At 53.7% G+C, this 22,327-nt stretch carries 18 protein-coding genes; 10 read left to right on the top strand and 8 right to left on the bottom strand.

Annotated features, from left to right (window positions below; all coding sequences use genetic code 11):
• Window positions 1-31 precede the first annotated feature (31 nt).
• The gene (locus LQK91_RS09415) at window positions 32-1,141 is read left to right on the top strand and encodes a YcbX family protein (protein WP_008925869.1); all 1,110 of its coding nucleotides are present in this window, start codon (window positions 32-34) and stop codon (window positions 1,139-1,141) included.
• Here the strand turns inward: LQK91_RS09415 and LQK91_RS09410 are convergent, their stop codons facing one another.
• From LQK91_RS09410 to LQK91_RS09395, 4 genes are all read right to left on the bottom strand, one after another.
• Complete coding sequence (locus tag LQK91_RS09410) at window positions 1,142-1,684, bottom strand: cell division protein ZapC (protein ID WP_008925868.1); 543 nt, start codon at window positions 1,682-1,684, stop codon at window positions 1,142-1,144.
• A 152-nt stretch (window positions 1,685-1,836) separates the two neighbouring features.
• The gene (gene pyrD / locus LQK91_RS09405; protein WP_008925867.1) at window positions 1,837-2,847 is read right to left on the bottom strand and encodes a quinone-dependent dihydroorotate dehydrogenase; all 1,011 of its coding nucleotides are present in this window, start codon (window positions 2,845-2,847) and stop codon (window positions 1,837-1,839) included.
• Between the two features lie 134 nt (window positions 2,848-2,981).
• Window positions 2,982-4,283 carry a flippase gene (locus LQK91_RS09400; RefSeq protein WP_039660951.1) on the bottom strand — a complete coding sequence of 434 codons (1,302 nt, stop codon included), beginning with the start codon at window positions 4,281-4,283 and terminating at the stop codon, window positions 2,982-2,984.
• A gap of 101 nt (window positions 4,284-4,384) precedes the next feature.
• Window positions 4,385-5,365, bottom strand: a complete 981-nt coding sequence (locus tag LQK91_RS09395) for a glycosyltransferase family 2 protein (protein WP_105099338.1) — start codon at window positions 5,363-5,365, stop codon at window positions 4,385-4,387.
• A gap of 749 nt (window positions 5,366-6,114) precedes the next feature.
• Here LQK91_RS09395 and ssuE point away from each other — a divergent pair.
• The 5 genes from ssuE to ssuB are packed head-to-tail and all read left to right on the top strand — an operon-like array spanning window position 6,115 to window position 10,379.
• Window positions 6,115-6,666: an NADPH-dependent FMN reductase gene (gene ssuE, locus LQK91_RS09390; protein WP_105099339.1), complete on the top strand. Its 552-nt coding sequence runs from the start codon at window positions 6,115-6,117 to the stop codon at window positions 6,664-6,666.
• A gap of 11 nt (window positions 6,667-6,677) precedes the next feature.
• Window positions 6,678-7,631 (top strand): sulfonate ABC transporter substrate-binding protein, encoded by a 954-nt coding sequence (locus tag LQK91_RS09385; RefSeq protein ID WP_105099340.1) that lies wholly within the window; start codon window positions 6,678-6,680, stop codon window positions 7,629-7,631.
• A 12-nt stretch (window positions 7,632-7,643) separates the two neighbouring features.
• Window positions 7,644-8,792 (top strand): FMNH2-dependent alkanesulfonate monooxygenase, encoded by a 1,149-nt coding sequence (ssuD, locus tag LQK91_RS09380; protein WP_039660947.1) that lies wholly within the window; start codon window positions 7,644-7,646, stop codon window positions 8,790-8,792.
• Window positions 8,793-8,802: 10 nt separating this feature from the next.
• Window positions 8,803-9,594 carry an aliphatic sulfonate ABC transporter permease SsuC gene (ssuC, locus tag LQK91_RS09375; RefSeq protein ID WP_105099341.1) on the top strand — a complete coding sequence of 264 codons (792 nt, stop codon included), beginning with the start codon at window positions 8,803-8,805 and terminating at the stop codon, window positions 9,592-9,594.
• Window positions 9,591-10,379, top strand: coding sequence for an aliphatic sulfonates ABC transporter ATP-binding protein (ssuB, locus tag LQK91_RS09370; protein WP_039660944.1), 789 nt, complete (start codon window positions 9,591-9,593; stop codon window positions 10,377-10,379). Before ssuC ends, ssuB begins: the two co-directional genes overlap by 4 nt.
• Before the next feature lie 73 nt (window positions 10,380-10,452).
• Here ssuB and pepN read toward each other — a convergent pair whose 3' ends face one another.
• The gene (gene pepN, locus LQK91_RS09365) at window positions 10,453-13,068 is read right to left on the bottom strand and encodes an aminopeptidase N (protein ID WP_105099342.1); all 2,616 of its coding nucleotides are present in this window, start codon (window positions 13,066-13,068) and stop codon (window positions 10,453-10,455) included.
• A 243-nt stretch (window positions 13,069-13,311) separates the two neighbouring features.
• Here pepN and pncB point away from each other — a divergent pair, with 243 nt between their 5' ends.
• From pncB to LQK91_RS09345, 4 genes are all read left to right on the top strand, one after another.
• Window positions 13,312-14,517, top strand: a complete 1,206-nt coding sequence (pncB, locus tag LQK91_RS09360) for a nicotinate phosphoribosyltransferase (RefSeq protein ID WP_008925858.1) — start codon at window positions 13,312-13,314, stop codon at window positions 14,515-14,517.
• A 156-nt stretch (window positions 14,518-14,673) separates the two neighbouring features.
• Window positions 14,674-16,074 (top strand): asparagine--tRNA ligase, encoded by a 1,401-nt coding sequence (asnS, locus tag LQK91_RS09355; protein ID WP_008925857.1) that lies wholly within the window; start codon window positions 14,674-14,676, stop codon window positions 16,072-16,074.
• A gap of 299 nt (window positions 16,075-16,373) precedes the next feature.
• Window positions 16,374-17,498 carry a porin OmpF gene (ompF, locus tag LQK91_RS09350; RefSeq protein ID WP_105099343.1) on the top strand — a complete coding sequence of 375 codons (1,125 nt, stop codon included), beginning with the start codon at window positions 16,374-16,376 and terminating at the stop codon, window positions 17,496-17,498.
• 233 nt (window positions 17,499-17,731) lie between these two features.
• Window positions 17,732-18,922 (top strand): amino acid aminotransferase, encoded by a 1,191-nt coding sequence (locus LQK91_RS09345; RefSeq protein ID WP_008925855.1) that lies wholly within the window; start codon window positions 17,732-17,734, stop codon window positions 18,920-18,922.
• A 65-nt stretch (window positions 18,923-18,987) separates the two neighbouring features.
• Here the strand turns inward: LQK91_RS09345 and LQK91_RS09340 are convergent, their stop codons facing one another.
• The 3 genes from LQK91_RS09340 to ldtD all read right to left on the bottom strand — a co-directional run bounded on the left by LQK91_RS09340 (window position 18,988) and on the right by ldtD (window position 22,202).
• Complete coding sequence (locus tag LQK91_RS09340; protein WP_003849395.1) at window positions 18,988-19,617, bottom strand: MBL fold metallo-hydrolase; 630 nt, start codon at window positions 19,615-19,617, stop codon at window positions 18,988-18,990.
• 39 nt (window positions 19,618-19,656) lie between these two features.
• Complete coding sequence (locus tag LQK91_RS09335) at window positions 19,657-20,205, bottom strand: YcbK family protein (protein WP_003849393.1); 549 nt, start codon at window positions 20,203-20,205, stop codon at window positions 19,657-19,659.
• Between the two features lie 185 nt (window positions 20,206-20,390).
• Window positions 20,391-22,202 (bottom strand): L,D-transpeptidase, encoded by a 1,812-nt coding sequence (gene ldtD, locus LQK91_RS09330; RefSeq protein WP_105099344.1) that lies wholly within the window; start codon window positions 22,200-22,202, stop codon window positions 20,391-20,393.
• Between the last annotated feature and the right edge of the window lie 125 nt (window positions 22,203-22,327).

Raw genomic sequence — 22,327 nt, 5'->3', positions numbered from 1 at the left:
TGTGTCGCGCGTCGGGTTCAAGGAGAACACCATGATCACGCTTTCCCGCTTATTTATTCATCCTGTGAAGTCGATGCGGGGATTAGCGTTATCACACGCGCTGGTCACTGACAGCGGACTGGCGTTTGATCGTCTGTTTATGGTGACCGAACCTGATGGCACCTTTATTACCGCCCGCCAGCACCCGGAGATGGTGCGCTTTACGCCCGCGATTCTGCCGGATGGCCTGCTGTTGGCGGCGCCAGATGGGAGTCAGTCCCTGATCCGCTTCAGCGATTTCGATGAGCAGGATCATCCCACCGAAGTCTGGGGTAATCATTTTACCGCGCGCATAGCGCCCCTTGCGATAAATCAGTGGCTGAGCCAGTTCTTCCCGCGCGACGTTCAGTTGCGCTGGGTCGGGCCACAACCCAGCCGCCGGGTCAAAAAGTTTGATCATATTCCGCTTAGCTTTGCCGATGGCTTTCCGTTTTTGCTGATCAACAACGCGTCGCTGCATGATCTGCAACAACGCTGCCCGGCCAGCGTCCGAGCCGAACAGTTTCGTCCGAATCTGGTCGTCAGCGGTGCTGCCGCATGGGATGAAGATAGCTGGGCAGAAATTCAGATTGGCGACGTGATATTCGAGGTGCCAAAGCCCTGCAGTCGCTGTGTGCTCACCACGGTCAGCACCGAGACCGGCGTTAAGCATCCCACCGGTCATCCGCTGGCGACGTTGCAGACTTTTCGTACCGCTCAGGATGGCAGTGGTGACATCGATTTCGGCCTGAACTTAGTGGCGCGTAGCAGCGGCGTGGTGCGTGCGGGTGATGAAATGATTGTCCTGAAACGTCATGCATCGCGCAGGTATGGGGCGGGTGAAGTGGTTGAAACGTTGAAACCAGAAAAACAGGCGCCTGAAACCGTGAACATTACTTATCAGGGTCAGACATTCACCGGGGATAATCAGCAGGTGTTACTGGATCAACTGGAGATGCAGGGCTTTCGCATACCCTATTCCTGTCGTGCAGGTCTCTGTGGCAGTTGCAAGCTGAATCTGGTCGCAGGTGAGGTGAAGGCGCTGAAACAGAGTGCCCTGCGTCAGGACGGCACACTGTTAAGCTGTAGCTGTATTCCGGCGGGCGATGTTGAACTGAGATGATCAGACAGCGCGGGCGAAAGGTGCAGCAACGTCCTCATGCCAGGGCTGCAGGCGATCGTTCATCACTTTGATGGCATCGCCGAGCACCATGTTTTTTCCCGCCAGCGTGAGACCTTGCTGCGCCAGCAGACAGAGCGCCGCATTATCACCACTTTCAACCACCAGCAGACGTGCCTGTGTTCCCTCTTCAGCCAGCGTAACCTGTACCATTTCGCCAGGACGAGGCTGCATGGCCGGGGCATATGAGGTGAAATGCCAGCTTTTAGGCATCAGGGGTTTGAGAAAGCGGGCAGCGACCAGTGCGTTTAACACCAACTCAGCACGGTGACTGCCACTGAGTTTGCAATGACGGCAGGTCTCTTCAAACGTGTAATAAAGAGCAGCGTCATCGACACAAAAGCCCGATTCAGCGAAAGCGTCCGGCGTGAGCATTTTGCGGGAATAGCGGGAACGAAACAGCATACCGTCGGCCAGGTCGAGCATCATTCGATCGTGGCTGCTGTCAAAATACCAACGCCAGTTATCATCGGGTTTAATTTTCATCGTGTGCCCTGTATTTACCGCTGCGCCAAAAATCACGCAGAATTCAGCGAAAAAGAAACATAAGGAAAAGCTGAAAAAGCGTGCAACAGGACAAAATATAAACGAGCCGAGGGGATAAATAAAGCCCCCGGCCCGTCATTGTGAGAATTGTCTTAGATATTGGTAACGATATCTTTAATTAAGCCCGGTCCCTGATAAATAAAACCTGAATAAATCTGAACTAATGTTGCCCCGGCGGCGATTTTTTCACGTGCGGCCGTTAAAGAATCAATGCCACCAACGCCAATAATCGGCAGGCGTCCCTGCAGTTCCTGAGAGAGGCGCTGGATAACCGCTGTGCTCCGGGACTGAACTGGCCGGCCACTTAATCCGCCTGCTTCCTCAGCATATTTGAGTCCACTAACCAGCGAACGATCGAGGGTGGTATTGCAGGCAATAACACCATCAATCTGATGACGAATTAAACTGTCTGCGACCTGAATTAACTCCTCTTCCGAGAGATCGGGCGCAATTTTCACGGCCAGCGGAACATATTTAAGGTGACGCTGTTCCAGCTCTTTTTGTTTTTGTTTGATTGAGGAGAGCAGATCATCCAGCGCCTCGCCATATTGCAGCGAACGCAAACCTGGCGTGTTAGGGGAGGAAATATTGATGGCGATATAACCGGCGTGGGCATAGACCTTCTCCATGCAGATCAGATAATCATCTTTGCCCTGCTCGACTGGCGTATCTTTATTTTTACCGATATTGATTCCCAGCACGCCGTTAAAACGCGCTTTTTTCACGTTTTCAACCAGATGATCGACACCCAGATTATTAAATCCCATCCGATTGATAATTCCGCCTGCTTCCACCAGCCGAAACATGCGTGGCTTATCATTACCCGCCTGAGGGCGCGGCGTGACGGTACCGACTTCAACAAAACCAAAGCCCATCGCGGCAAACGCATCAATACACTCTGCGTTCTTATCCAGCCCGGCGGCCAGGCCCAGGGCGTTCTTAAAGGTCAGTCCCATACAGGTAACCGGACGCGACGGCAGAGTCTGGCGATAGAACATCTCAAGTGGCGTGCCGCTCATAAAGCGTAGTTGCTGAAAGGTGAGTTCGTGTGCGCGTTCGGGGTCGAGTTTAAACAGCGCCGGTCGGACGATAGGATAAAACATGCACTCTCCTGAAGGACGGAAGCGATCGTGGAAGTCGGTGCACGGGAAAATGTGCGCCAGAATGGTAAAGTGCTCTGGCGCAAAAGTAAATCGAACTGCGGGGTGGTGGGAAGTTAACTGAAAATCCCTTGATCTTACGCAGCGGAATCGTTTACGGGGTGATTTTCCACCTGCGAGGGGAACAGATATTCCCGCAGGATCCCGTGACGCTGCATGATGCCAAAAATACCGATGCAGACGAACGCTTCTGCCCCGACCATCGACCATGCGGCCCCGATCGCACCAAACTTCCACGCCAGGAAACAGCACAGCGGCACGTTAATCACACCCGCGGCCATCATCACCCACATACGCTGACGCGCTAAACCATGTGGAATCAGAATCTGTAATCCGGCCGGATAAGCAATGTTGCCAAACAGGAAGCAGAGCACAAAGACACGCAGCACATCCGCCGACGGAATAAAGTCCTTACCCAGTAAGATTGAAACCACCAGGTCAGCAAAGAACCAGGTAAAGATCACAATCGACAGACTCAGGGAAAACGACAGCAGCAGGCTTTTGCGCGTCGCTGCAATGGCAGCCCGTTTATCCCGGCCAAACAGATGACTGACGCGCGGGAAGAAGGCGCTGCCAATCTGCTCTGGCACAGAGTTAGCGGCTTTACGCAGACGATCCGCACCGTTATAGATACCCACCATATAGGTGGAGGTAAAGGAAGCGAGAATCACGACGTTGACGCTGTTGAACAGATTGGCACCGGCAATGGCGATAAAGACATCCATGCTGTCGGTGATGCGCTGTTTGATTTCACGGGGCTCAAAGCGATAACGGCCAATGACCTTCATCTCCAGCACAAACTTCAGCGTAATCGCTGCACTGATGATCGAGACAGTGCCAGGGATCAGGGCAGCCAGCCAGGTATCCTGCGGGGATTTCACCAGTAAAAACGTTAGCGGAATCGCACAGAAGTTCCCGAAGGTAGCGATCATTGCCGTCTTACCCAACTTCTCAAAGCCCTGCATCAGCCAGCCAAATGAAAACAACGAGCCTATCAGCGTGGTGCAGTTCGCCAGGATGATAAAGAACAACGGATGCCAGGCAGGATTGAACCAGGTCGCGGTCAGCAGCGTGCCGCTGGTCACCACCAGCAGCATCAGCTTGGCGTTAAATGTTGACCAGAAAAGCTGAGTGACGCGTTCTTTGTCATCACGATGGTGAGCAATATCTTTGGTGGTAAAGACATTGAATCCCCAGTCAGAGATGGTACTGCAATAGAGCACACAGGCGATCGCCAGTGCCAGCGTACCCATCTGCTCTACACCCAGAACACGGGCAAGATAGGGCAGCGTCGCCAGCGGAAAAAGAAACGACGCACCACGATAGGCCAGCAGGGAGAAAATATTAATAATCAGACTTTTATCAAGAACTTTTGCCATGACGCAACAACCTTATACACATTGCATGTCTCACCTTCTCATTTCGCTAAGGCATAAACAATATCGCTTCACATTTTTCAGAATCAGGCTGTTTTTTGTGATCAGGCCGCGTTTTTCAACTCTTTTTTGACTTTGTAATGCTGCAGCGCAATAAACAGTTCAGGACGATTAAACAATAACCGCTCTTTAAAGCTCTCTGCTTTTACATTACGTCCCAAAAAGCGAATAGCATTCAGCACATATTCAGGAACAGGTGTTCGATTGTAGAGTGATAAATAGATCATCAGACGAAACGAGTGAACTAAATAGGCTTTTTCCAGGGTGTCACGCCATGCTGATTTAACCATCGATCCGGTTAACGTGTTGTAGGCATGCATAAAAGCGTCATAGCGCTGATGGAAAAACTCATTGCTTTTAGTACTGTTGGTCAGTGAACCGTTGCGAATACGCTGTTTATAATAGACCTGATGACTGACCCAGGCCTGCTGACTTTTCATAAAACAGGAAAGGGTAAAATTGTGGTCTTCATGAACACGTTTAACAAAGCGCAATTTATGCTGCTCAATAACGCGTTTGCTGATGACATAACTCCAGGCCGCCGAGGTATAGCTGCCATTACGCAGCAGCGCCAGCAGGACCTCCTGTGGCTTTTGCTGGCCAAAGAGTTCGTGCCTCACTTTTGGTGAAGTGATGTCAATCTGACCATCGCGGAATACACACGATTTAAAACAGAACAGGTCCGTTTCACGATGCGTTTCCGCCACCCTGGCCAGCTCGGCCACCAGGCCGTCCGCCACGACGTCGTCCGGATCACAGAAAAAGAGAAACTGTCCCTTCGCCTGTGCAATGCCCACATCCCGGGCCTGACCGGCGCCTCCATTTTCAGTGGTAATTATTTTCACCTGAGGAAGATGCGCATAATTCTGTTCAAGTAAGGCTAATGTTCCATCGGTGGAACCATCATTCACAATGAGTATTTCATTGGGCGCTTTAACCTGACGTAATAATGAATCGACGCACTCCACAATATATTTTTCAACATTGTAAGTTGGAATAATTACAGATAATAGAGTGTCAGACATAGGCAATTCTCTGCTGTTAGAAAAAAGACAATACGCGTCACCTGCCAGATGCAGGTCCTGACCAGAGGCGAAACGTCGAAAAGAGTAATGCGCTATTATTATGATAGCTTTCATTTGGCCTGATTATCTTAAACCGGTAATGCGAATAAAGACCAGTCGTAAAAATTATCTTAACGTTTCCTGTGAAAATCACTGTTAATGAAAGTGCATCTATAGTCCGCGTAAATGTTAAAACCGTTGATGATCGATTTAAAATAGCCCGGCAAAGCAGACGTAACCATGTTCAGGAATGTGTAAGAGAACATCTGTAATAGTGAATAACTTCACCATTACTTCATTTTCATTGCAGTTTTCTTTCTGCGATTAATCTTAGCTTCAGGCAGGGGCTTCCGCAGACAGGCAGATTCTGTGCCGCTCAGAGGGGCTGTTATGCTCACCGCTTCGCTTTAACGCTGTATGACTCTCAGGAAGATTGATTAAGCAATCAGACGAAAACGATTTTTTTCAGCACCCTCCCCCGTTTTGACCATCTCGTATCACACTCCTTAATCAATTCACCGCCTGCCGGAACCTAAATTAAGAATTATCGGAAGCTTATGCGTTCCCTTCTGCAGCGGCGTCTTCTATTTGCATTTTTCACCCTTACTTTGCCGGATAAATCATTTAAGCCCACTCCGTAGCTCTGACAGTATGAAGCCATTAGTTCTCAACTTTAGATAATCAATAACTTTTAGTTATAAGGAGTGATGATGCGCGTTATTACGCTGGCTGGCAGCCCACGATTTCCTTCCCGCTCGACTTCATTACTGACGCTGTGTCAGCACAAGCTGGAAGCGCGTGGCATTGAAGTCATTCCCTGGAATATTCACAACTTTCAGCCTGACGATCTGATCAATGCACGTTTTGATGCACCCGCACTCCTGGCCCTCCGTAAAGACCTCGCGTCTGCTGATGGCCTGATTGTGGCGACACCTGTTTATAAGGCGTCCTTTTCAGGCGCGCTGAAAACCCTGCTCGATTTGCTACCTGAACGTGCACTCGAGCACAAGGTTGTGTTGCCGCTGGCCAGCGGCGGCAGTGTCGGCCACATGCTGGCGCTGGATTACGCCCTGAAACCGGTTCTTAACGCCTTAAAGGCGCAGGAGATCCTGCACGGTGTTTATGCCGAGGACAGCCAGATTACCCACTACGATCGTCAGCCGGTTTTACAGGATTCACTGTCACAGCGTCTGGATGAAGCCGTCACTGCGTTCTGGCTGGCGCTGACCCGTCACCACCACCCCGTTGCACAAGCGGTATAAGGAAGAGTTCGATGAAGCAAATAGTTGGAAAGTGGCTGGTGGCAGGCCTTTTACTCATCGCCCCTCTGGTTCAGGCCGCCGAATCCGATCCGGCTGAGATTCGTATCGGCTATCAGAAAGGTTCAGTCAGCATGGTGCTGGCAAAATCACATCAGTTACTGGAGAAGCGTTTTCCCCATACTCAGATTAAGTGGATCGAGTTCCCGGCGGGTCCACAAATGCTGGAAGCGCTGAACATCAACAGTATTGACCTCGGCAGCACCGGTGACCTTCCGCCACTGTTTGCCCAGGCCGCTGGCGCGGATCTGCTTTATGTCGGCTCTGAGCCGCCAAAGCCCAAAGCAGAAGTGATTCTGGTCCCAAAAGAGAGTCCTCTGAAACAGGTCGCAGATCTGAAAGGGAAAAAGGTCGCGTTCCAGAAAGGCTCCAGCTCGCACAATTTACTGCTTCGCGCCTTACAGCAGGCGGGCCTGAGTTTTAAAGATATTACACCGGTTTATCTGACACCCGCCGATGCGCGCGCCGCCTTCCAGCAGGGAGATGTTGATGCCTGGGCAATCTGGGACCCCTACTACTCCTCGGTGCTGTTGCAGGGTCATTCGCGTCTGCTGACTGATGGCAGCGCACTTAATCTGACTGGCTCATTCTATTTAGCGACCCGCAGCTATGCCGAAGCCCATGGCGCCTTTATCCAGCAGGTTCTCGATACCTTTAGCGCGGCCGATGCGCTGACAATCAGCCAGCGTCAGCAGAGCACCACACTGCTGGCGCAGGCAATGGGTCTGCCTGCGCCGGTTATCGCCAGCTATCTCAGCCATCGGCCACCAACCCGGATTTCACCGGTGAGCGCTGAAACCGCTGCGGCTCAGCAGCGCACCGCTGACCTGTTCTATGCCAATCATCTGTTGCCCGTAAAAGTGACGATTCAGGATCGCATCTGGCAACCGCATACCGTAACGCAATAAGGAGCAACAATAATGAGCGTATCCATTTTCTGGTTTCTGCCAACGCATGGCGACGGCCACTATCTTGGTACTGCCGAAGGGGCGCGACCGGTTGATCACGCCTATCTGCAACAGGTGGCACAGGCCGCCGACCGCCTCGGCTTCGGTGGCGTATTAATCCCGACCGGCCGTTCATGCGAAGATGCCTGGCTGGTTGCCGCCTCGCTGATTCCGGTCACTCAGCGTCTGCGCTTCCTGGTGGCGCTGCGCCCCGGCGTGATTTCACCGACTCAGGCGGCGCGTCAGGCTGCCACTCTGGATCGGCTCTCCAATGGCCGCGCGCTGTTCAATCTGGTGACCGGCGGCGATCCGGAAGAGCTGGCGGGCGACGGTGTGTTCCTGGATCACCGTGAGCGTTACGCAGAGTCTGCCGAGTTTACCCGTGTCTGGCGTCGGGTGCTGGAAGGCGAAACCGTCGATTATGAAGGCAGGCACGTGAAGGTTCGCGGCGCGCGTCTGATGTTTAAACCGGTGCAGCAGCCTCGTCCGCCACTCTGGTTCGGTGGCTCTTCTGAACCGGCCCAGGAGCTGGCGGCCGAACAGGTCGATGTTTATCTCACCTGGGGTGAGCCGCCTGCACAGGTCAAAGAGAAGATTGACCAGGTGCGTGCAAAAGCCGCTGCTCAGGGACGCACCGTACGCTTCGGCATCCGTCTGCATGTGATTGTGCGTGAAACAAATGAAGAAGCCTGGCAGGCCGCTGACCGGCTGATTGCCAATGTCGATGACGCCACTATCGCGAAAGCACAGGCAGCGTTCCAGCGGGCAGATTCTGTGGGTCAGCGCCGGATGGCCGCCCTGCACGGCGGTCGACGCGACAAGCTCGAAATCAGCCCGAACCTGTGGGCCGGCGTGGGCCTGGTGCGCAGCGGAGCCGGTACGGCGCTGGTCGGCGATGGTCCGACGGTTGCCGCACGTATCAGGGAGTATGAAGCGCTGGGCATCGAGACCTTTATCCTGTCGGGGTATCCGCATCTGGAAGAGGCGTATCGCGTTGGCGAACTGCTGTTCCCGCATCTGGATCTGCAGGTTCCCCTGGTGCCTCAGCCGCGGGTGGTTCAGGCGCACGGTGAAGCGGTCGCCAACGATTTTACCCCTGAGAAAAAAGTCGCCCGGGGCTGAGGAGAGCATGATGGCCAGAACCCGAAAACGCCTTGCTGATACATTGCTACCCTGGCTCCTGCCAACGCTGCTGGTCGTGGTGTGGCAGCTAGCCTCACAGACCGGCTGGTTATCAAACCGCATTCTGCCGGCACCGGAGAAGATCGTGACCACCTTCTGGCAGCTGACCGCCAGCGGTGAACTCTGGCAGCACCTGGCGATCAGCAGTTGGCGGGCGCTGATCGGCTTCAGCATCGGTGGATCTCTCGGCCTGCTGCTGGGCTTAATCACGGGCACCTCAAAAACCGGTGAGCGGTTGCTGGATACCTCGCTGCAGATGCTGCGTAATGTGCCGCATCTGGCACTGATCCCGCTGGTGATCCTCTGGTTCGGCATTGATGAATCCGCCAAAATCTTTCTGGTGGCGCTGGGCACGCTGTTTCCGATCTACCTGAATACTTATCATGGCATCCGCAACCTTGATCGCGGGCTGGTTGAGATGGCCCGCAGCTATGGCCTCTCCGGCTGGAGCCTGTTTATTCAGGTGATCCTGCCCGGTGCGCTGCCCAATATTATGGTCGGCGTACGGTTCGCGCTGGGTCTGATGTGGCTGACGCTGATTGTCGCCGAGACTATCTCCGCCAGTTCTGGCATCGGCTATCTGGCAATGAATGCGCGTGAATTCCTGCAGACCGATGTGGTGGTGGTGGCCATTATTCTCTACGCCCTGCTCGGCAAACTGGCGGATGTCGCCGCGTTGTTACTGGAACGTGTCTGGCTGCGCTGGCATCCCGCTTACCAACTGAAGGAGGAGAATGCATGAGCCAGACTTTCTCACCGGCCCGCCTCAACACCGGTACGCCGGTTGGCGTCAACGGCGTCAGCAAACAGTATGGCAGTCGCACCATACTCAATAAGATCGACCTGCATATTCCTTCAGGTCAGTTTGTGGCGGTAGTGGGTCGCAGCGGCTGTGGCAAAAGCACTCTGCTGCGTCTGCTGGCGGGACTTGAACAGAGTTCCAGCGGTGAACTGCTGGCGGGCAATGCGCCGCTGCAGTCAGCGCGAGAAGATACCCGCCTGATGTTTCAGGATGCGCGACTGCTGCCGTGGAAAAAAGTGATCGATAACGTCGGTCTGGGCCTGCGCGGACGCGAATGGCGCAGCGCGGCAATGGATGCCCTGGCGGCGGTAGGACTGGCCGATCGGGCCAGTGAGTGGCCGGCTGCACTCTCTGGCGGTCAGAAACAGCGCGTGGCACTGGCCAGGGCGCTGATCCATCGACCGGGTTTGCTGCTGCTGGATGAACCGCTGGGCGCACTGGATGCCCTGACGCGCATTGAAATGCAGGGATTGATTGAGTCACTGTGGCAACAGCATCATTTTACTGTGTTGCTGGTCACACATGATGTCAGTGAAGCGGTGGCAATGGCGGATCGCGTGCTGTTGATTGAAGAGGGCGAGATCGGTCTGGATCTGCTGGTGGACCTGCCCCGTCCGCGGCGTCGTGGATCTGCGCGGCTGGCCGAACTGGAAGCGGAGGTACTGGATCGGGTGATGCAGCGCACGGAACGCCCGCAGCCCGTCCGTTACGCGCAACAGCGCTGAAATAAAAAACGCCTGATGCAGTGCATCAGGCGTTTTAACAGCATAGCGTGTCAACCTATGCCAGGACGGGTCATCAGGCGTTCAGTGCCCGGGTAATTTTCTCGTAAAGATCGCCAGAGAGCTTATCCAGCTGCAGCAACTGCTCAAGCGCCTGGCGCATCATCGCCTGACGGTCTTCGTCATAACGTTTCAGACGAATCAGCGGTTCTACCATTCGCGCCGCGACCTGCGGATTACGGGTGTTCAGGTCGGTAAGCATCTCCACCAGGAACTTATAACCGCTGCCATCTTTCGCATGGAACGCGGCCGGGTTAGCCGAGGCAAAGGCCCCCACCAGCGAGCGAACGCGGTTCGGGTTACTCATGGTAAAGGAGCGATGAGTCAGAAGCTGACGCACATTGCGCATCACGTTGGCAGCCGGACTGGTGGCCTGCAGAACAAACCATTTGTCCATCACCAGACCATCCTGATGCCAGCGCTCATCGTAGGCCGCCAGCAGCGCATCACGGCACGGCAACTGAGCCGCCACAGCCGCGGAAAGCGCCGCCAGCGCATCCGTCATGTTGGTCGCCTGGTGGTACTGCGTCTGTACCAGCTTGTCTGCCAGCTGCGCATCGCTAAAGGCAAGATAGGTCAGGCAGGTATTTTTCAGGCTGCGCTGACCAATCGCATCATGCTCCACGCGGTATTCAGGCTGCTGATTGGCGTTGTAGATGGCAAAAAACTCATCGGCCAGTTCGCGGGCCAGCGTGCGTTGCAGAGCGTCACGCACCAGCGCAATCGCCTGCGGATCGATGGTATCGAACAGCTCGGCAATCTCATTTTCCGACGGCAGGGTCAGGATCAGCGCCGTCAGGGCCGGATCGCAGTCGGTATCCAGTAATACTGCACGGAAGGCGTCGGCGACATGCAGCGGCAGCGACAGATGCTGACCCTGCTGATAGCGTGCAACGTTCAGACGGATGTAGGTCGCCAGCAGGCTCTGCGCCGCATCCCAGCGGGAGAAGTCGTTGCGGGCATGGCGCATCAGGAAGGTGAGCTGCGCATCACTCCATTTATAATCGAGTTTCACTGGCGCAGAGAATTCGCGCAGCAGTGACGGCACCGGCTGGAAGTAGACGTTATCGAAAATAAAGGTCTGGAACTCCTCGGTGACATTCAGCACATGGTGCACCGGATGACCGTTGTTCTGCAGCGGGATCACCTTGCCTTCACCGTCATAAAGTTCAATATCCAGCGGGATATGCAGGGGCAGCTTCTCTTTCTGATCGGCGGTCGCTGGCGTGTGCTGCGTGACGTGTAGGGTGTACTGCTCCAGTTCCGGATTGTAATCGTCGCGCACCGTCAGTACCGGCGTACCGGACTGGCTGTACCAGCGGCGGAACTGCGACAGATCGACGTTTGAGGCATCTTCCATCGCCTGGACAAAGTCATCACAGGTGGCGGCGCTGCCGTCATGACGATCAAAGTAGAGCTTCATGCCTTTCTGGAAATTCTCTTCACCCAGCAGGGTATGCATCATACGGATCACTTCTGACCCTTTCTCATACACCGTCAGGGTGTAGAAGTTGTTCATCTCAATAACCTGATCCGGACGGATCGGGTGTGCCATTGGGCTGGCATCTTCGGCGAACTGTGCCCCACGCACGATACGCACATTATCGATGCGGTTCACGGCACGTGAACCCAGATCAGAGCTGAACTCCTGATCGCGGAACACGGTCAGTCCCTCTTTCAGGCTGAGCTGGAACCAGTCGCGGCAGGTCACGCGGTTGCCGGTCCAGTTGTGGAAATATTCGTGGCCGATAACGGCTTCAATACCGAGGTAATCTTTGTCGGTTGCCGTTTCCGCTTTCGCCAGTACATATTTGGCGTTGAAGACGTTCAGGCCTTTATTCTCCATCGCGCCCATGTTGAAGAAGTCCACCGCCACGATCATAAAGATGTCGAGGTCATACTCCAGGCCGAAACGCTCTTCATCCCACTTCATGCTGTTTTTCAGCGAGGTCATCGCCCAGTCAGCACGGTCGAGATTACCGCGATCGACGAAGATCTCCAGCGCCACATCACGGCCTGAACGGGTGGTAAAACTGTCACGCAACACATCGAAATCGCCTGCCACCAGCGCAAACAGGTAACACGGTTTCGGGAACGGATCTTCCCACTTCACCCAGCTGCGGCCCTGCTCATCCCGGCCGCTGTCAATGCGGTTACCGTTGGAGAGCAGGAATGGATAGCGTTCACCGTCGGCATAAATGGTGGTGGTAAAGCGCGCCAGGACATCCGGGCGATCGAGGTACCAGGTAATATGGCGGAAGCCTTCAGCTTCACATTGGGTGCAGAGCGCCTCGCCCGATTTGTACAACCCTTCCAGCGCGGTGTTCTGATCCGGATGAATATCATTGATGATTTTCAGGGTGAAGCTTTCCGGCAGCTGGCCGATCACCAGTGCGCCCTCTTCTTCACGGTAAGCCGTCCAGGGTTGCCCGTCGATCTCCAGCGCAATCAGCGTTAACGCTTCGCCGTCCAGTCGCAGCTCAGCCTGGCTGTCGCCCAGTCGTTTAACCTGGCTGATGGCCGTAACACGGGTGGTGGACGCATCCAGTTCAAAGGTTAAATCGATATCGGTGATGGTGTAATCAGGCGCACGATAATCGTGGCGATACTTGATTTGGGGCTGTTGCGTCATATTGCGTCTCGCGTTGTTATAAGTTTACCGGCAAAGTCTAAGCTTGTTACTACAAGCTTGCCACGCACAATGCACCTAAAAGGTGAAATGGCTACAGTTTGTTAACAAAGGCACAGATTGGCCTCGACCCACCCGACTGAAATATGCTGTGATCGGGTTCAGATAGTGAATTATACTTTCGCGTCTTTATGACTGTGTACAACACCGGGCTCTGCGCCACCGAACAGGATGCTGAAACGCGCCATGACAGGACATGCTTCCCCGATACTGACCTCGCTGCTGGATACGGACGCCTATAAGCTCCATATGCAGCAGGCCGTTTTCCACCGCTATCATGACGTAACGGTGGCGGCGGAGTTTCGCTGCCGCGGCGACGAACTGCTGGGTCTCTACGCTGACGAAATTCGTGACGCGATAACCGCTATGCAACACCTGGCGCTGACTGATGATGAAGCGACCTGGCTGTCTCACCTCCCCTTCTTCCAGCAGGATTACCTCAGCTGGTTACGCCAGTTCCGCTATAACCCGGATCAGGTTGAGGTGCGCAATCACCATGGCAAACTGGATATCCGTATTCAGGGGCCGTGGCGGGAAGTCATTATGTGGGAGGTGCCGCTGCTGGCGCTAATCAGCGAGATTGTGCATCGTCATCGCACACCGCAGGTCACCACCCAGCAGGCAATTGACCATTTACACCAGAAACTCGGCGACTTTAAGACGCAGGTAGCTGACCTGGATATGTCACGCTTCCGCCTGATGGATTTCGGCACCCGTCGTCGCTACTCGCAGGATGTGCAGCAGTCGATCGTCTCAACGCTGAAACAGGATTTCCCGTGGTTGATTGGCACCAGTAACTATGATCTGGCGCGCCGTCTGTCACTGACGCCGGTCGGGACGCAGGCACATGAGTGGTTCCAGGCCTTCCAGCAGATCAGCCCGGTCCTTGCTAATAGCCAGCGCGCGGCGCTGCAGGCGTGGCTCGATGAGTATGACGATCAACTGGGCATTGCGCTGACCGATTGTATTGCCATGGACGCCTTCCTGCGCGATTTCGGTCCGTTGTTTGCCCGTCGCTATCAGGGACTGCGCCATGACTCCGGCGATCCGGTTGAATGGGGCGAGAAAGCCCTTGCCCACTATCAGAGCCTGGGTATCGATCCGCAAAGCAAACACCTGGTCTTTTCTGACAACTTAAACCTCGACAAAGCCCTGGCGTTATACCGCCACTTTGGCCAGCGGACGAATGTCGTGTTCGGTATCGGTACCCGCCTGACCTGCGACATTCCGGGCGTAACGCCACTGAATATCGTTATCAAGCTGGTGCAGTGCAATGGTAAACCGGTGGCAAAACTCTCAGACAGCCCCGGCAAAACTATCTGTCAGGATAAAGCCTTTGTAAAAGCCCTGCGAAAAGCCTTTGATTTGCCGCTGGTGAAAAAAGCGAGTTAATCCTCTTCTTATCGGGGCGTTGATGCGCCCCGCCTCTGCTGTAATAAATCTGCATTCCCCCTGAATTTTGCTTGTTTCCTGAAGACTCGCAAGTAACATAGCAAAACCCCGGATGGGGCAACTTTTAACTCACTTCTTCTATATAGAGAGATATTTATGAGCGTAGTGCCTGTAGCGGACGTACTGCACGGTCGCGTCGCGGTTGACAGTGAAGTCACCGTACGTGGTTGGGTGCGTACCCGAAGAGATTCCAAAGCCGGTCTTTCCTTCATCGCTGTCTATGACGGCTCCTGCTTTAATCCCGTTCAGGCTGTCGTCAATAATTCTCTGAATAATTATCAGGATGAAGTGCTGCGTCTGACCACCGGCTGTTCCGTTATCGTCACCGGTAAAGTGGTGGCATCGCCGGGTCAGGGCCAGGCGTTTGAGATTCAGGCAACCAGCCTGGAAGTGGTGGGCTGGGTGGAAGATCCGGACAGCTATCCGATGGCGGCGAAACGTCACAGCATTGAGTATCTGCGTGAAGTGGCGCACCTGCGTCCACGCACCAACCTGATTGGTGCAGTGGCCCGCGTTCGCCATACCCTGGCGCAGGCACTGCATCGCTTCTTCCATGAAAATGGCTATTTCTGGGTCTCCACCCCGCTGATTACCGCCTCCGACACCGAAGGTGCAGGTGAAATGTTCCGTGTCTCTACGCTGGATATGGAAAACCTGCCGCGCAACGATCAGGGCAAAGTCGATTTCAGCGAAGATTTCTTTGGCAAAGAAGCTTTCCTGACCGTTTCCGGTCAGCTGAACGGTGAAACCTATGCCAGCGCCCTGTCGAAGATCTACACCTTTGGCCCGACGTTTCGCGCAGAGAACTCCAACACCAGCCGTCATCTGGCAGAATTCTGGATGCTGGAGCCGGAAATTGCGTTTGCGACACTGGATGATGCCGCCGCACTGGCCGAGTCAATGCTGAAGTATGTGTTCAATGCGGTGCTGGAAGAGCGCGCCGATGACATGGCCTTCTTCGCTGAGCGCGTCGATAAAGAAGCTGTAGAACGCCTCCAGCGTTTCATTACCACTGATTTTGCCCAGGTCGACTACACCGACGCGGTTGAAATCCTGATGAATTGCGGTCAGACCTTCGAAAACCCGGTTTCCTGGGGAATCGACCTCTCTTCTGAGCATGAGCGTTACCTGGCAGAGAAACATTTTAAAGCGCCAGTGGTGGTGAAAAACTATCCGAAAGACATTAAAGCGTTCTATATGCGTCTGAACGACGATGGCAAAACCGTGGCGGCAATGGATGTCCTGGCGCCTGGCATTGGTGAGATCATCGGTGGTTCACAGCGTGAAGAGCGTCTGGATGTGCTGGATGCACGACTCGAAGAGATGGGTCTGAATAAAGAAGATTACTGGTGGTATCGTGATCTGCGTCGCTACGGTACCGTGCCACATTCTGGATTTGGTTTGGGCTTTGAACGTTTAATCGCCTATGTCACTGGCGTACAAAATGTAAGGGATGTTATCCCCTTCCCGCGAACGCCACGCAACGCGAGTTTCTGATTTCGGCATTAAATATAAGAAATTCATATATATAACGAGGTCGGCACTGCCGGCCTTTTTTTATTTTTGTAAATTTTGAGTTCACTCACAAAGTTCCGTGTTTTTTACATTTTGTAATACATATTTTCCTGCTGAAACAAGATTACGAGTTTAGTAGCATTTAAGCGCTAGAATTACGGCGGGTGGGATGGAAAGATGCGTGCAGACACAGGAAGACACCAAACTTCGTTAAGGGTTCTGTAAAGATTTCCTGACGGCAGTGGCAGGTGTACAAATAACTCCAATGAGGGTAATGAATAATGATGAAGCGCAATATTCTTGCAGTGGTTATCCCTGCTCTGTTAGCCGCCGGCGCAGCAAATGCTGCAGAAATCTATAACAAAGACGGCAACAAACTGGACCTGTACGGTAAAGCTGTTGGCCTGCATTATTTTTCTGATAACGATGGCTCAGATGGCGACGGCAACAACGGCGACAAATCTTACGTTCGTTTCGGCTTTAAAGGCGAAACCCAGATTAATGACCAGCTGACCGGTTACGGCCAGTGGGAATACAACATTCAGGCGAATAACTCTGAAGGTTCTGACGCACAAAACGGCAACAAAACCCGTCTGGGCTTTGCCGGTCTGAAATTCGGCGACGCTGGCTCAATCGACTACGGCCGTAACTACGGTGTGGTTTATGATGCAATCGGCTGGACCGATATGCTGCCAGAGTTCGGTGGCGACTCAGGATACTCAGATAACTTCATGAACGGTCGTAGCACCGGCCTGCTGACCTACCGCAACACCAACTTCTTTGGTCTGGTAGATGGCTGGGACTTCGCACTTCAGTATCAGGGTAAAAACGAGCGTACCGACACGCGTCGTGCTAACGGCGACGGCTGGGGCGCATCAACCAGCTATACCTCACCAATCGGTGTTGGTGTTGTTGGCGCATACAGCAGCAGCGATCGCACAAACTCTCAGGCAGACGGCACTACCGATATCAATGGTAACGTTGTTGGCCAGGGCAAACGTGCTGAAAACTGGGCAACTGCTCTGAAATATGATGCAAATAATGTTTACCTGGCAGCGATGTACGGTGAAACCCGTAACTCTACACCAATCTCTGTTGTGACTGGTCTGAACAACACCACCAGCGCTGCTTCTGCTAACAAAGCACAGAACATTGAACTGGTTGCACAGTATCAGTTCGACTTCGGTCTGCGCCCATCCATTGCTTATGTTCAGTCTAAAGGCAAGGATATCGAAGGCGTTGGCGATGCTGACCTGATTAAATACATCGACGTTGGCGCGACTTACTACTTCAACAAAAACATGTCTACCTACGTGGATTATCAGATCAACCAGCTGGATGACAATAACGCGCTGGGTCTGAACACCGATGACACTGTAGCAGTAGGCCTGGTTTACCAGTTCTAATCCTGCTTCCGACGTGTTAAAAAACGGGGCTTAAGCCCCGTTTTTTTATGGCTGTCATTCCTGAAATCTGCCCGATACTCCGCTTTTTACTTCGCCTGAAATTCAGCTTCTCCTCGTCGTGAAATGAACACAGTAAAATTGATGATTTTGTCTCGCAAACGGTTGGCATTTCCCTGGCCTGACGTTAACCTGACAGCTCTTTCCGCTAACGTTCACGCTAATGGACCTGACACATGTTTGAATCGATCTCTGCTGCACCCGCCGATCCTATTCTTGGGCTGGCCGATCTGTTTCGTGCTGATGACCGACCTGAAAAAATCAATCTGGGTATCGGCGTCTACAAAGACGAAACCGGCAAGACCCCGGTGCTGACCAGTGTTAAAAAAGCTGAGCAATACCTGCTGGAAAACGAAACCACCAAAAACTATCTGAGCATTGATGGCCTGGCTGATTTCGCCCGCTGCACACAGGTCCTGCTGTTCGGTAATCAAAGCCCGCTGATCACGGCAGGCCGCGCCCGTACGGCGCAGACGCCAGGTGGCACAGGTGCGTTACGTGTGGCAGCAGATTTCCTCGCGACGCAGACCTCCGTGAAGCGGGTCTGGATCAGCAATCCGAGCTGGCCTAACCACAACAACGTGTTTAATGCGGCCGGTCTTGAAGTCTGTGAATACCACTATTATGACGCGGCAAACCATACGCTGGATTTTGAAGGCATGCTGACGTCGCTGCAGCAGGTTCAGCCAGGTGATGTGGTGCTGTTCCACGGCTGCTGCCATAACCCGACCGGTATTGACCCAACCGCTGAGCAGTGGCAACAGCTGGCGGAATTGTCACAGGCCAATGGGTGGCTGCCGTTGTTTGACTTCGCCTACCAGGGCTTTGCCCGTGGTCTGGATGAAGATGCAGAAGGCCTGCGCATTTTTGCCGCCTCGCATCAGGAACTGATCGTCGCCAGCTCCTACTCCAAGAACTTTGGTCTGTATAACGAGCGTGTCGGTGCCATCACCGTGGTGGCGGCTGAAGCCAGCGTGGCAGATACGGCGTTCAGTCAGGTGAAATACACCATCCGCGCTAACTACTCCAATCCGCCGGCGCATGGTGCCGCTATCGTCGCCACTATTCTGGGCAACGATACACTGCGAACCATCTGGGAGCAGGAGCTGTCAGATATGCGCCAGCGCATTCAGCGCATGCGTCAGCTGTTTGTGAACACCCTTGCAGAGAAAGGCGCTCAGCGTGACTTCAGCTTTATTATTAAGCAAAACGGTATGTTCTCGTTCAGTGGCTTAACCAAAGACCAGGTAATTCGCCTGCGTGAAGAGTTCGGTGTCTATGCCGTTAACTCAGGCCGGGTGAATGTGGCAGGCATGACGCCAGACAATATGTCGGCACTGTGCGAAGCGATTGTCGCGGTGCTGTAACGCTGACGACGAAACAAAAATGGGCCTGATGGCCCATTTTTTATTGCAGGAAAGATCGCTGATTTTTACTGCAGAAAAGGGTTACTCACGCGCTCATGTCCCAGCGTAGAAATCGGACCGTGACCGGGCAGAAACGTCACATCATCGCCCAGCGGCAGTAATTTTGTGCGGATAGCATTGATAAGCTGCTGATGATCGCCCTGCGGGAAGTCTGTGCGTCCCACCCCGCCATTAAAGATAACGTCGCCTGAAATCAGCAATCGTCCCTGACGGTCAAAGAAGACCACGTGGCCAGGTGAATGTCCCGGACAGTGCAGGACTTCGAGCGTGATCAACCCTACCTGAACGCTCTCCCCCTCTTCAAGCCAGCGATCGGGGGTAAAAGGTGCGCACTCGTCCAGGCCGAACATCCGGCTCTGGGTAGGTAGCGCTTCCAGCCAGAAAGCATCGCGCTTTTGCGGGCCGATAATCGGAATCTGCCAGAAGGCAGCCAGTTCAACGGCAGCCCCGACGTGATCAAGATGTCCATGCGTCAGCAGAATCTGAGCAGGTTTAAGTCCGAGTTGTTCCAGCGTTTGTTTGACAAGTTCGGCATCGCCGCCGGGATCGACCAGCGCGGCTTCGCGCGTGGAGTCGCACCAGATCACTGAGCAGTTCTGGGCAAACGCTGTAACAGGAATAATGTGGTAATTCATAACGCTCCATGACCGGCTCACGCAGCGTTGCCGGTGTCGTTACCAGTGCCTGATCGGCCCGGTATCAATATGTACAAAGTTACTGCGGGGATAATATCCTACACCACCTGCGCGCAGAGATAACGCCGCTTTGCGTACATTGGCGAGCGAAACGCCTTCGATATGAAAATCCATCGCCTGACCCTTGGTGTGGTAGCTGTGCTTTGCCACACCTGGACCACTCTCACGTAGCATGTTGTTGGTTGCCAGTGAGCGATAGCCGGACACCAGCTGAATCGGTTTACGCATACCCAGCAGCGCCTGCAGGCGAAAAATCTGATCAAACAGGTGCGGATCGATGCTTTTCACTTTATTGGCGCGATAGTCCCGGAAAAAGTGATTTAATCGTGACAACTCATCCTTGTCGTAACTCTTACCATTAAAAAACTCAGTTTTAAGGGTTTCACCGGTGTGAAGATTATTAAGCATCAATACACGCGGACGAGACGTAGAAAGCGAGGCCCTTGCGGAAGCAGGCAATAAAGCCAGTCCGGCGGCGGCACTACCACACAGCAGTAGTTTGCGACGAGAAGAATCAATAGTAGACATGTAACGATTTACCTGAGAATGAAGCCCGAGAAATGTGCAAAAAGCGCACAGGCCGAACCATAACTTTCTCTCAGAGAAGCGTCAACCCATCTGCCCATGGTTTGTGAGGCGATCCCCGGAAGGATCGCCATTTGAAAATATTAGTGTAAATGACCGGGACGCTGCTAACGATTTAAAATCAATCACTAGAGCAGTAACTGCTCAGCCCGACTGAGAGCCTGACTGCCCGAAAGGGCGGTGTCATCATAATTGTAAATATCTGTGCGGAACTGGGGTTTGCCATCATCAGCGACCCACGCCGTAAGATAATAGAGATTCACTGGAATGCGATGGCGAATCGGAACATAGCGGGTGTCGCCCTCTTTTAACGTGCTGGAAATACGCGCATCGTTCCAGCCCGCGTCCTGCAGTAATAATCCCGCCAGTTCAGATGCTTTATTCACCCGGACACAGCCGGAGCTGAGCGCGCGGATATCACGCTGGAACAGATTATGGTTTGGCGTGTCATGCAGGTAGATCGCATCTGAGCTTGGCATATTAAATTTATAACGGCCCAGCGCATTCGCCTCCCCCGGTGCCTGAATCAGGCGATAAGGGAATGATGAGGCGGTGACCATACGCCAGTCGATCATGCTGGGATCAATCACTTCAGCATCAGCACTCCAGCCCGACAGCAGGGTATAACCATGCTTATAAAGATAGGTCGGATCCAGCTTCACTTTTGGAATAATATCTTTTCGCACCAGTGTTGTTGGTACATTCCACGGCGGATTCAGCACCACATTATTGAGTGCGCTGCGCATCAACGGCGTTTTACGGTCCGGACGTCCGACGATGACGCGCGATGAGAGGATCTTATTGCCGTTGTTGTAATAAATCAGCGAGTAGTTGGCGATGTTCACCATGATGCCGTTATGCATATCGTCCGGCAGCAGGCGGAGACGCTGAATGTTCAGCGCGAGTAACGACGCACGCATCTGCGGAGAGACGTTAAGCCACTGACGGGTTCTGGCACCGATAGCCCCATCACCATCCAGTCCCTGCCACTGCTGGAAACGCTTCACCGCCGCCACCAGCGTCTCATCATAAATATTGGCGGTATTTCCTTCCAGCGTCTGACTCTGTACGTTACCCGGTGATTGTGGTGATGGGGTAAGCAGATTGCTGACTGGCGCGGCAGAAGGACTGACTGCAACAGGCTGATCGCTGTGCGTTACTGGCGAGGCGGCAACGGGTACCGCATCGTCATTGGGTGCCGGCGCGTTAACCTGCGCCGTTAACATGCCGCTGCGCTGCAAAATTTCGCGTAGCGCAGGCACGTCATCACTGACCTGGCCCGGACGCAGTGTTTCACTGCTTTTCAGCTGCGGCCAGGGCTGCTTATCGCTAAGCAGGGTGATAAGCGCAGCATGCATGGGCTGATACTGTGGATGCTGCGGCTGTAAGGAGGCAATAAATGCATTGTCAGAACCGGCATTGACCGCATTCTGCCACTGATTAACCACCGCCACGGAGGGCTGGGTCAGCCTGTAGGGAATATTGCTGTAGAGCCAGGTTTCACCCTGCGTCGGCACATTCGACACAAATTGCAGATAACCCAGCATCGCATCAGACAACGCAATATCCCGGGCAAAGCCGGTAATGGCGGGGTTGGTCAGACGCTCAATCCAGCGCGTGAACTGCGGCTGAACGCCAGACAGCGCCACTTCTGCCAGCTGCTGCTGAAATTTTTGCACCGCCTGAGGATCCTGCCAGAGCGGTTGCATATGACGGGATGCATAAAGCGTTGCCAGCGGTCCCAGATAAAATGGCTGGTCGGCGCTGGAGAACGCCTGCCGAATGCGCTGCTGACTGTCGGATACGGAGATGGCCGCCTGGCTAGTTCCAGACAAAGCGGCGATGACAGCAGCCTGCGGTAGCGTAAATGGAACAACGGATAGCGCCAGCGCCAGCAATGATACAACGCGATGATGATGTAATTTTTTTACCCGCAACATCCCTGCCTCCTTATTTTTCAACTTCGCAGCGTTCCCTGTATCCGCTGCGACCGCGCTGTGACTCATCATGTGAGTATACAAACAAAAACGGCATTTGCCTCATGCGACAAATGCCGTAACCAGAT

The organism is Pantoea sp. MHSD4 (genome assembly GCF_021043305.1).
GTDB lineage: Bacteria > Pseudomonadota > Gammaproteobacteria > Enterobacterales > Enterobacteriaceae > Pantoea > Pantoea eucalypti.
This window is presented reverse-complemented; position numbering and strand designations above follow the sequence as displayed.

Excerpts from the sequence above, each read along its gene's own strand:
- LQK91_RS09415 (WP_008925869.1), top strand. The coding sequence starts at position 32 with ATGATCACGCTTTCCCGCTTATTTATTCATCCTGTGAAGTCGATGCGG.
- LQK91_RS09410 (WP_008925868.1), bottom strand. The coding sequence starts at position 1,684 with ATGAAAATTAAACCCGATGATAACTGGCGTTGGTATTTTGACAGCAGC.
- pyrD (WP_008925867.1), bottom strand. The coding sequence starts at position 2,847 with ATGTTTTATCCTATCGTCCGACCGGCGCTGTTTAAACTCGACCCCGAA.
- LQK91_RS09400 (WP_039660951.1), bottom strand. The coding sequence starts at position 4,283 with ATGGCAAAAGTTCTTGATAAAAGTCTGATTATTAATATTTTCTCCCTG.
- LQK91_RS09395 (WP_105099338.1), bottom strand. The coding sequence starts at position 5,365 with ATGTCTGACACTCTATTATCTGTAATTATTCCAACTTACAATGTTGAA.
- ssuE (WP_105099339.1), top strand. The coding sequence starts at position 6,115 with ATGCGCGTTATTACGCTGGCTGGCAGCCCACGATTTCCTTCCCGCTCG.
- LQK91_RS09385 (WP_105099340.1), top strand. The coding sequence starts at position 6,678 with ATGAAGCAAATAGTTGGAAAGTGGCTGGTGGCAGGCCTTTTACTCATC.
- ssuD (WP_039660947.1), top strand. The coding sequence starts at position 7,644 with ATGAGCGTATCCATTTTCTGGTTTCTGCCAACGCATGGCGACGGCCAC.
- ssuC (WP_105099341.1), top strand. The coding sequence starts at position 8,803 with ATGGCCAGAACCCGAAAACGCCTTGCTGATACATTGCTACCCTGGCTC.
- ssuB (WP_039660944.1), top strand. The coding sequence starts at position 9,591 with ATGAGCCAGACTTTCTCACCGGCCCGCCTCAACACCGGTACGCCGGTT.
- pepN (WP_105099342.1), bottom strand. The coding sequence starts at position 13,068 with ATGACGCAACAGCCCCAAATCAAGTATCGCCACGATTATCGTGCGCCT.
- pncB (WP_008925858.1), top strand. The coding sequence starts at position 13,312 with ATGACAGGACATGCTTCCCCGATACTGACCTCGCTGCTGGATACGGAC.
- asnS (WP_008925857.1), top strand. The coding sequence starts at position 14,674 with ATGAGCGTAGTGCCTGTAGCGGACGTACTGCACGGTCGCGTCGCGGTT.
- ompF (WP_105099343.1), top strand. The coding sequence starts at position 16,374 with ATGATGAAGCGCAATATTCTTGCAGTGGTTATCCCTGCTCTGTTAGCC.
- LQK91_RS09345 (WP_008925855.1), top strand. The coding sequence starts at position 17,732 with ATGTTTGAATCGATCTCTGCTGCACCCGCCGATCCTATTCTTGGGCTG.
- LQK91_RS09340 (WP_003849395.1), bottom strand. The coding sequence starts at position 19,617 with ATGAATTACCACATTATTCCTGTTACAGCGTTTGCCCAGAACTGCTCA.
- LQK91_RS09335 (WP_003849393.1), bottom strand. The coding sequence starts at position 20,205 with ATGTCTACTATTGATTCTTCTCGTCGCAAACTACTGCTGTGTGGTAGT.
- ldtD (WP_105099344.1), bottom strand. The coding sequence starts at position 22,202 with ATGTTGCGGGTAAAAAAATTACATCATCATCGCGTTGTATCATTGCTG.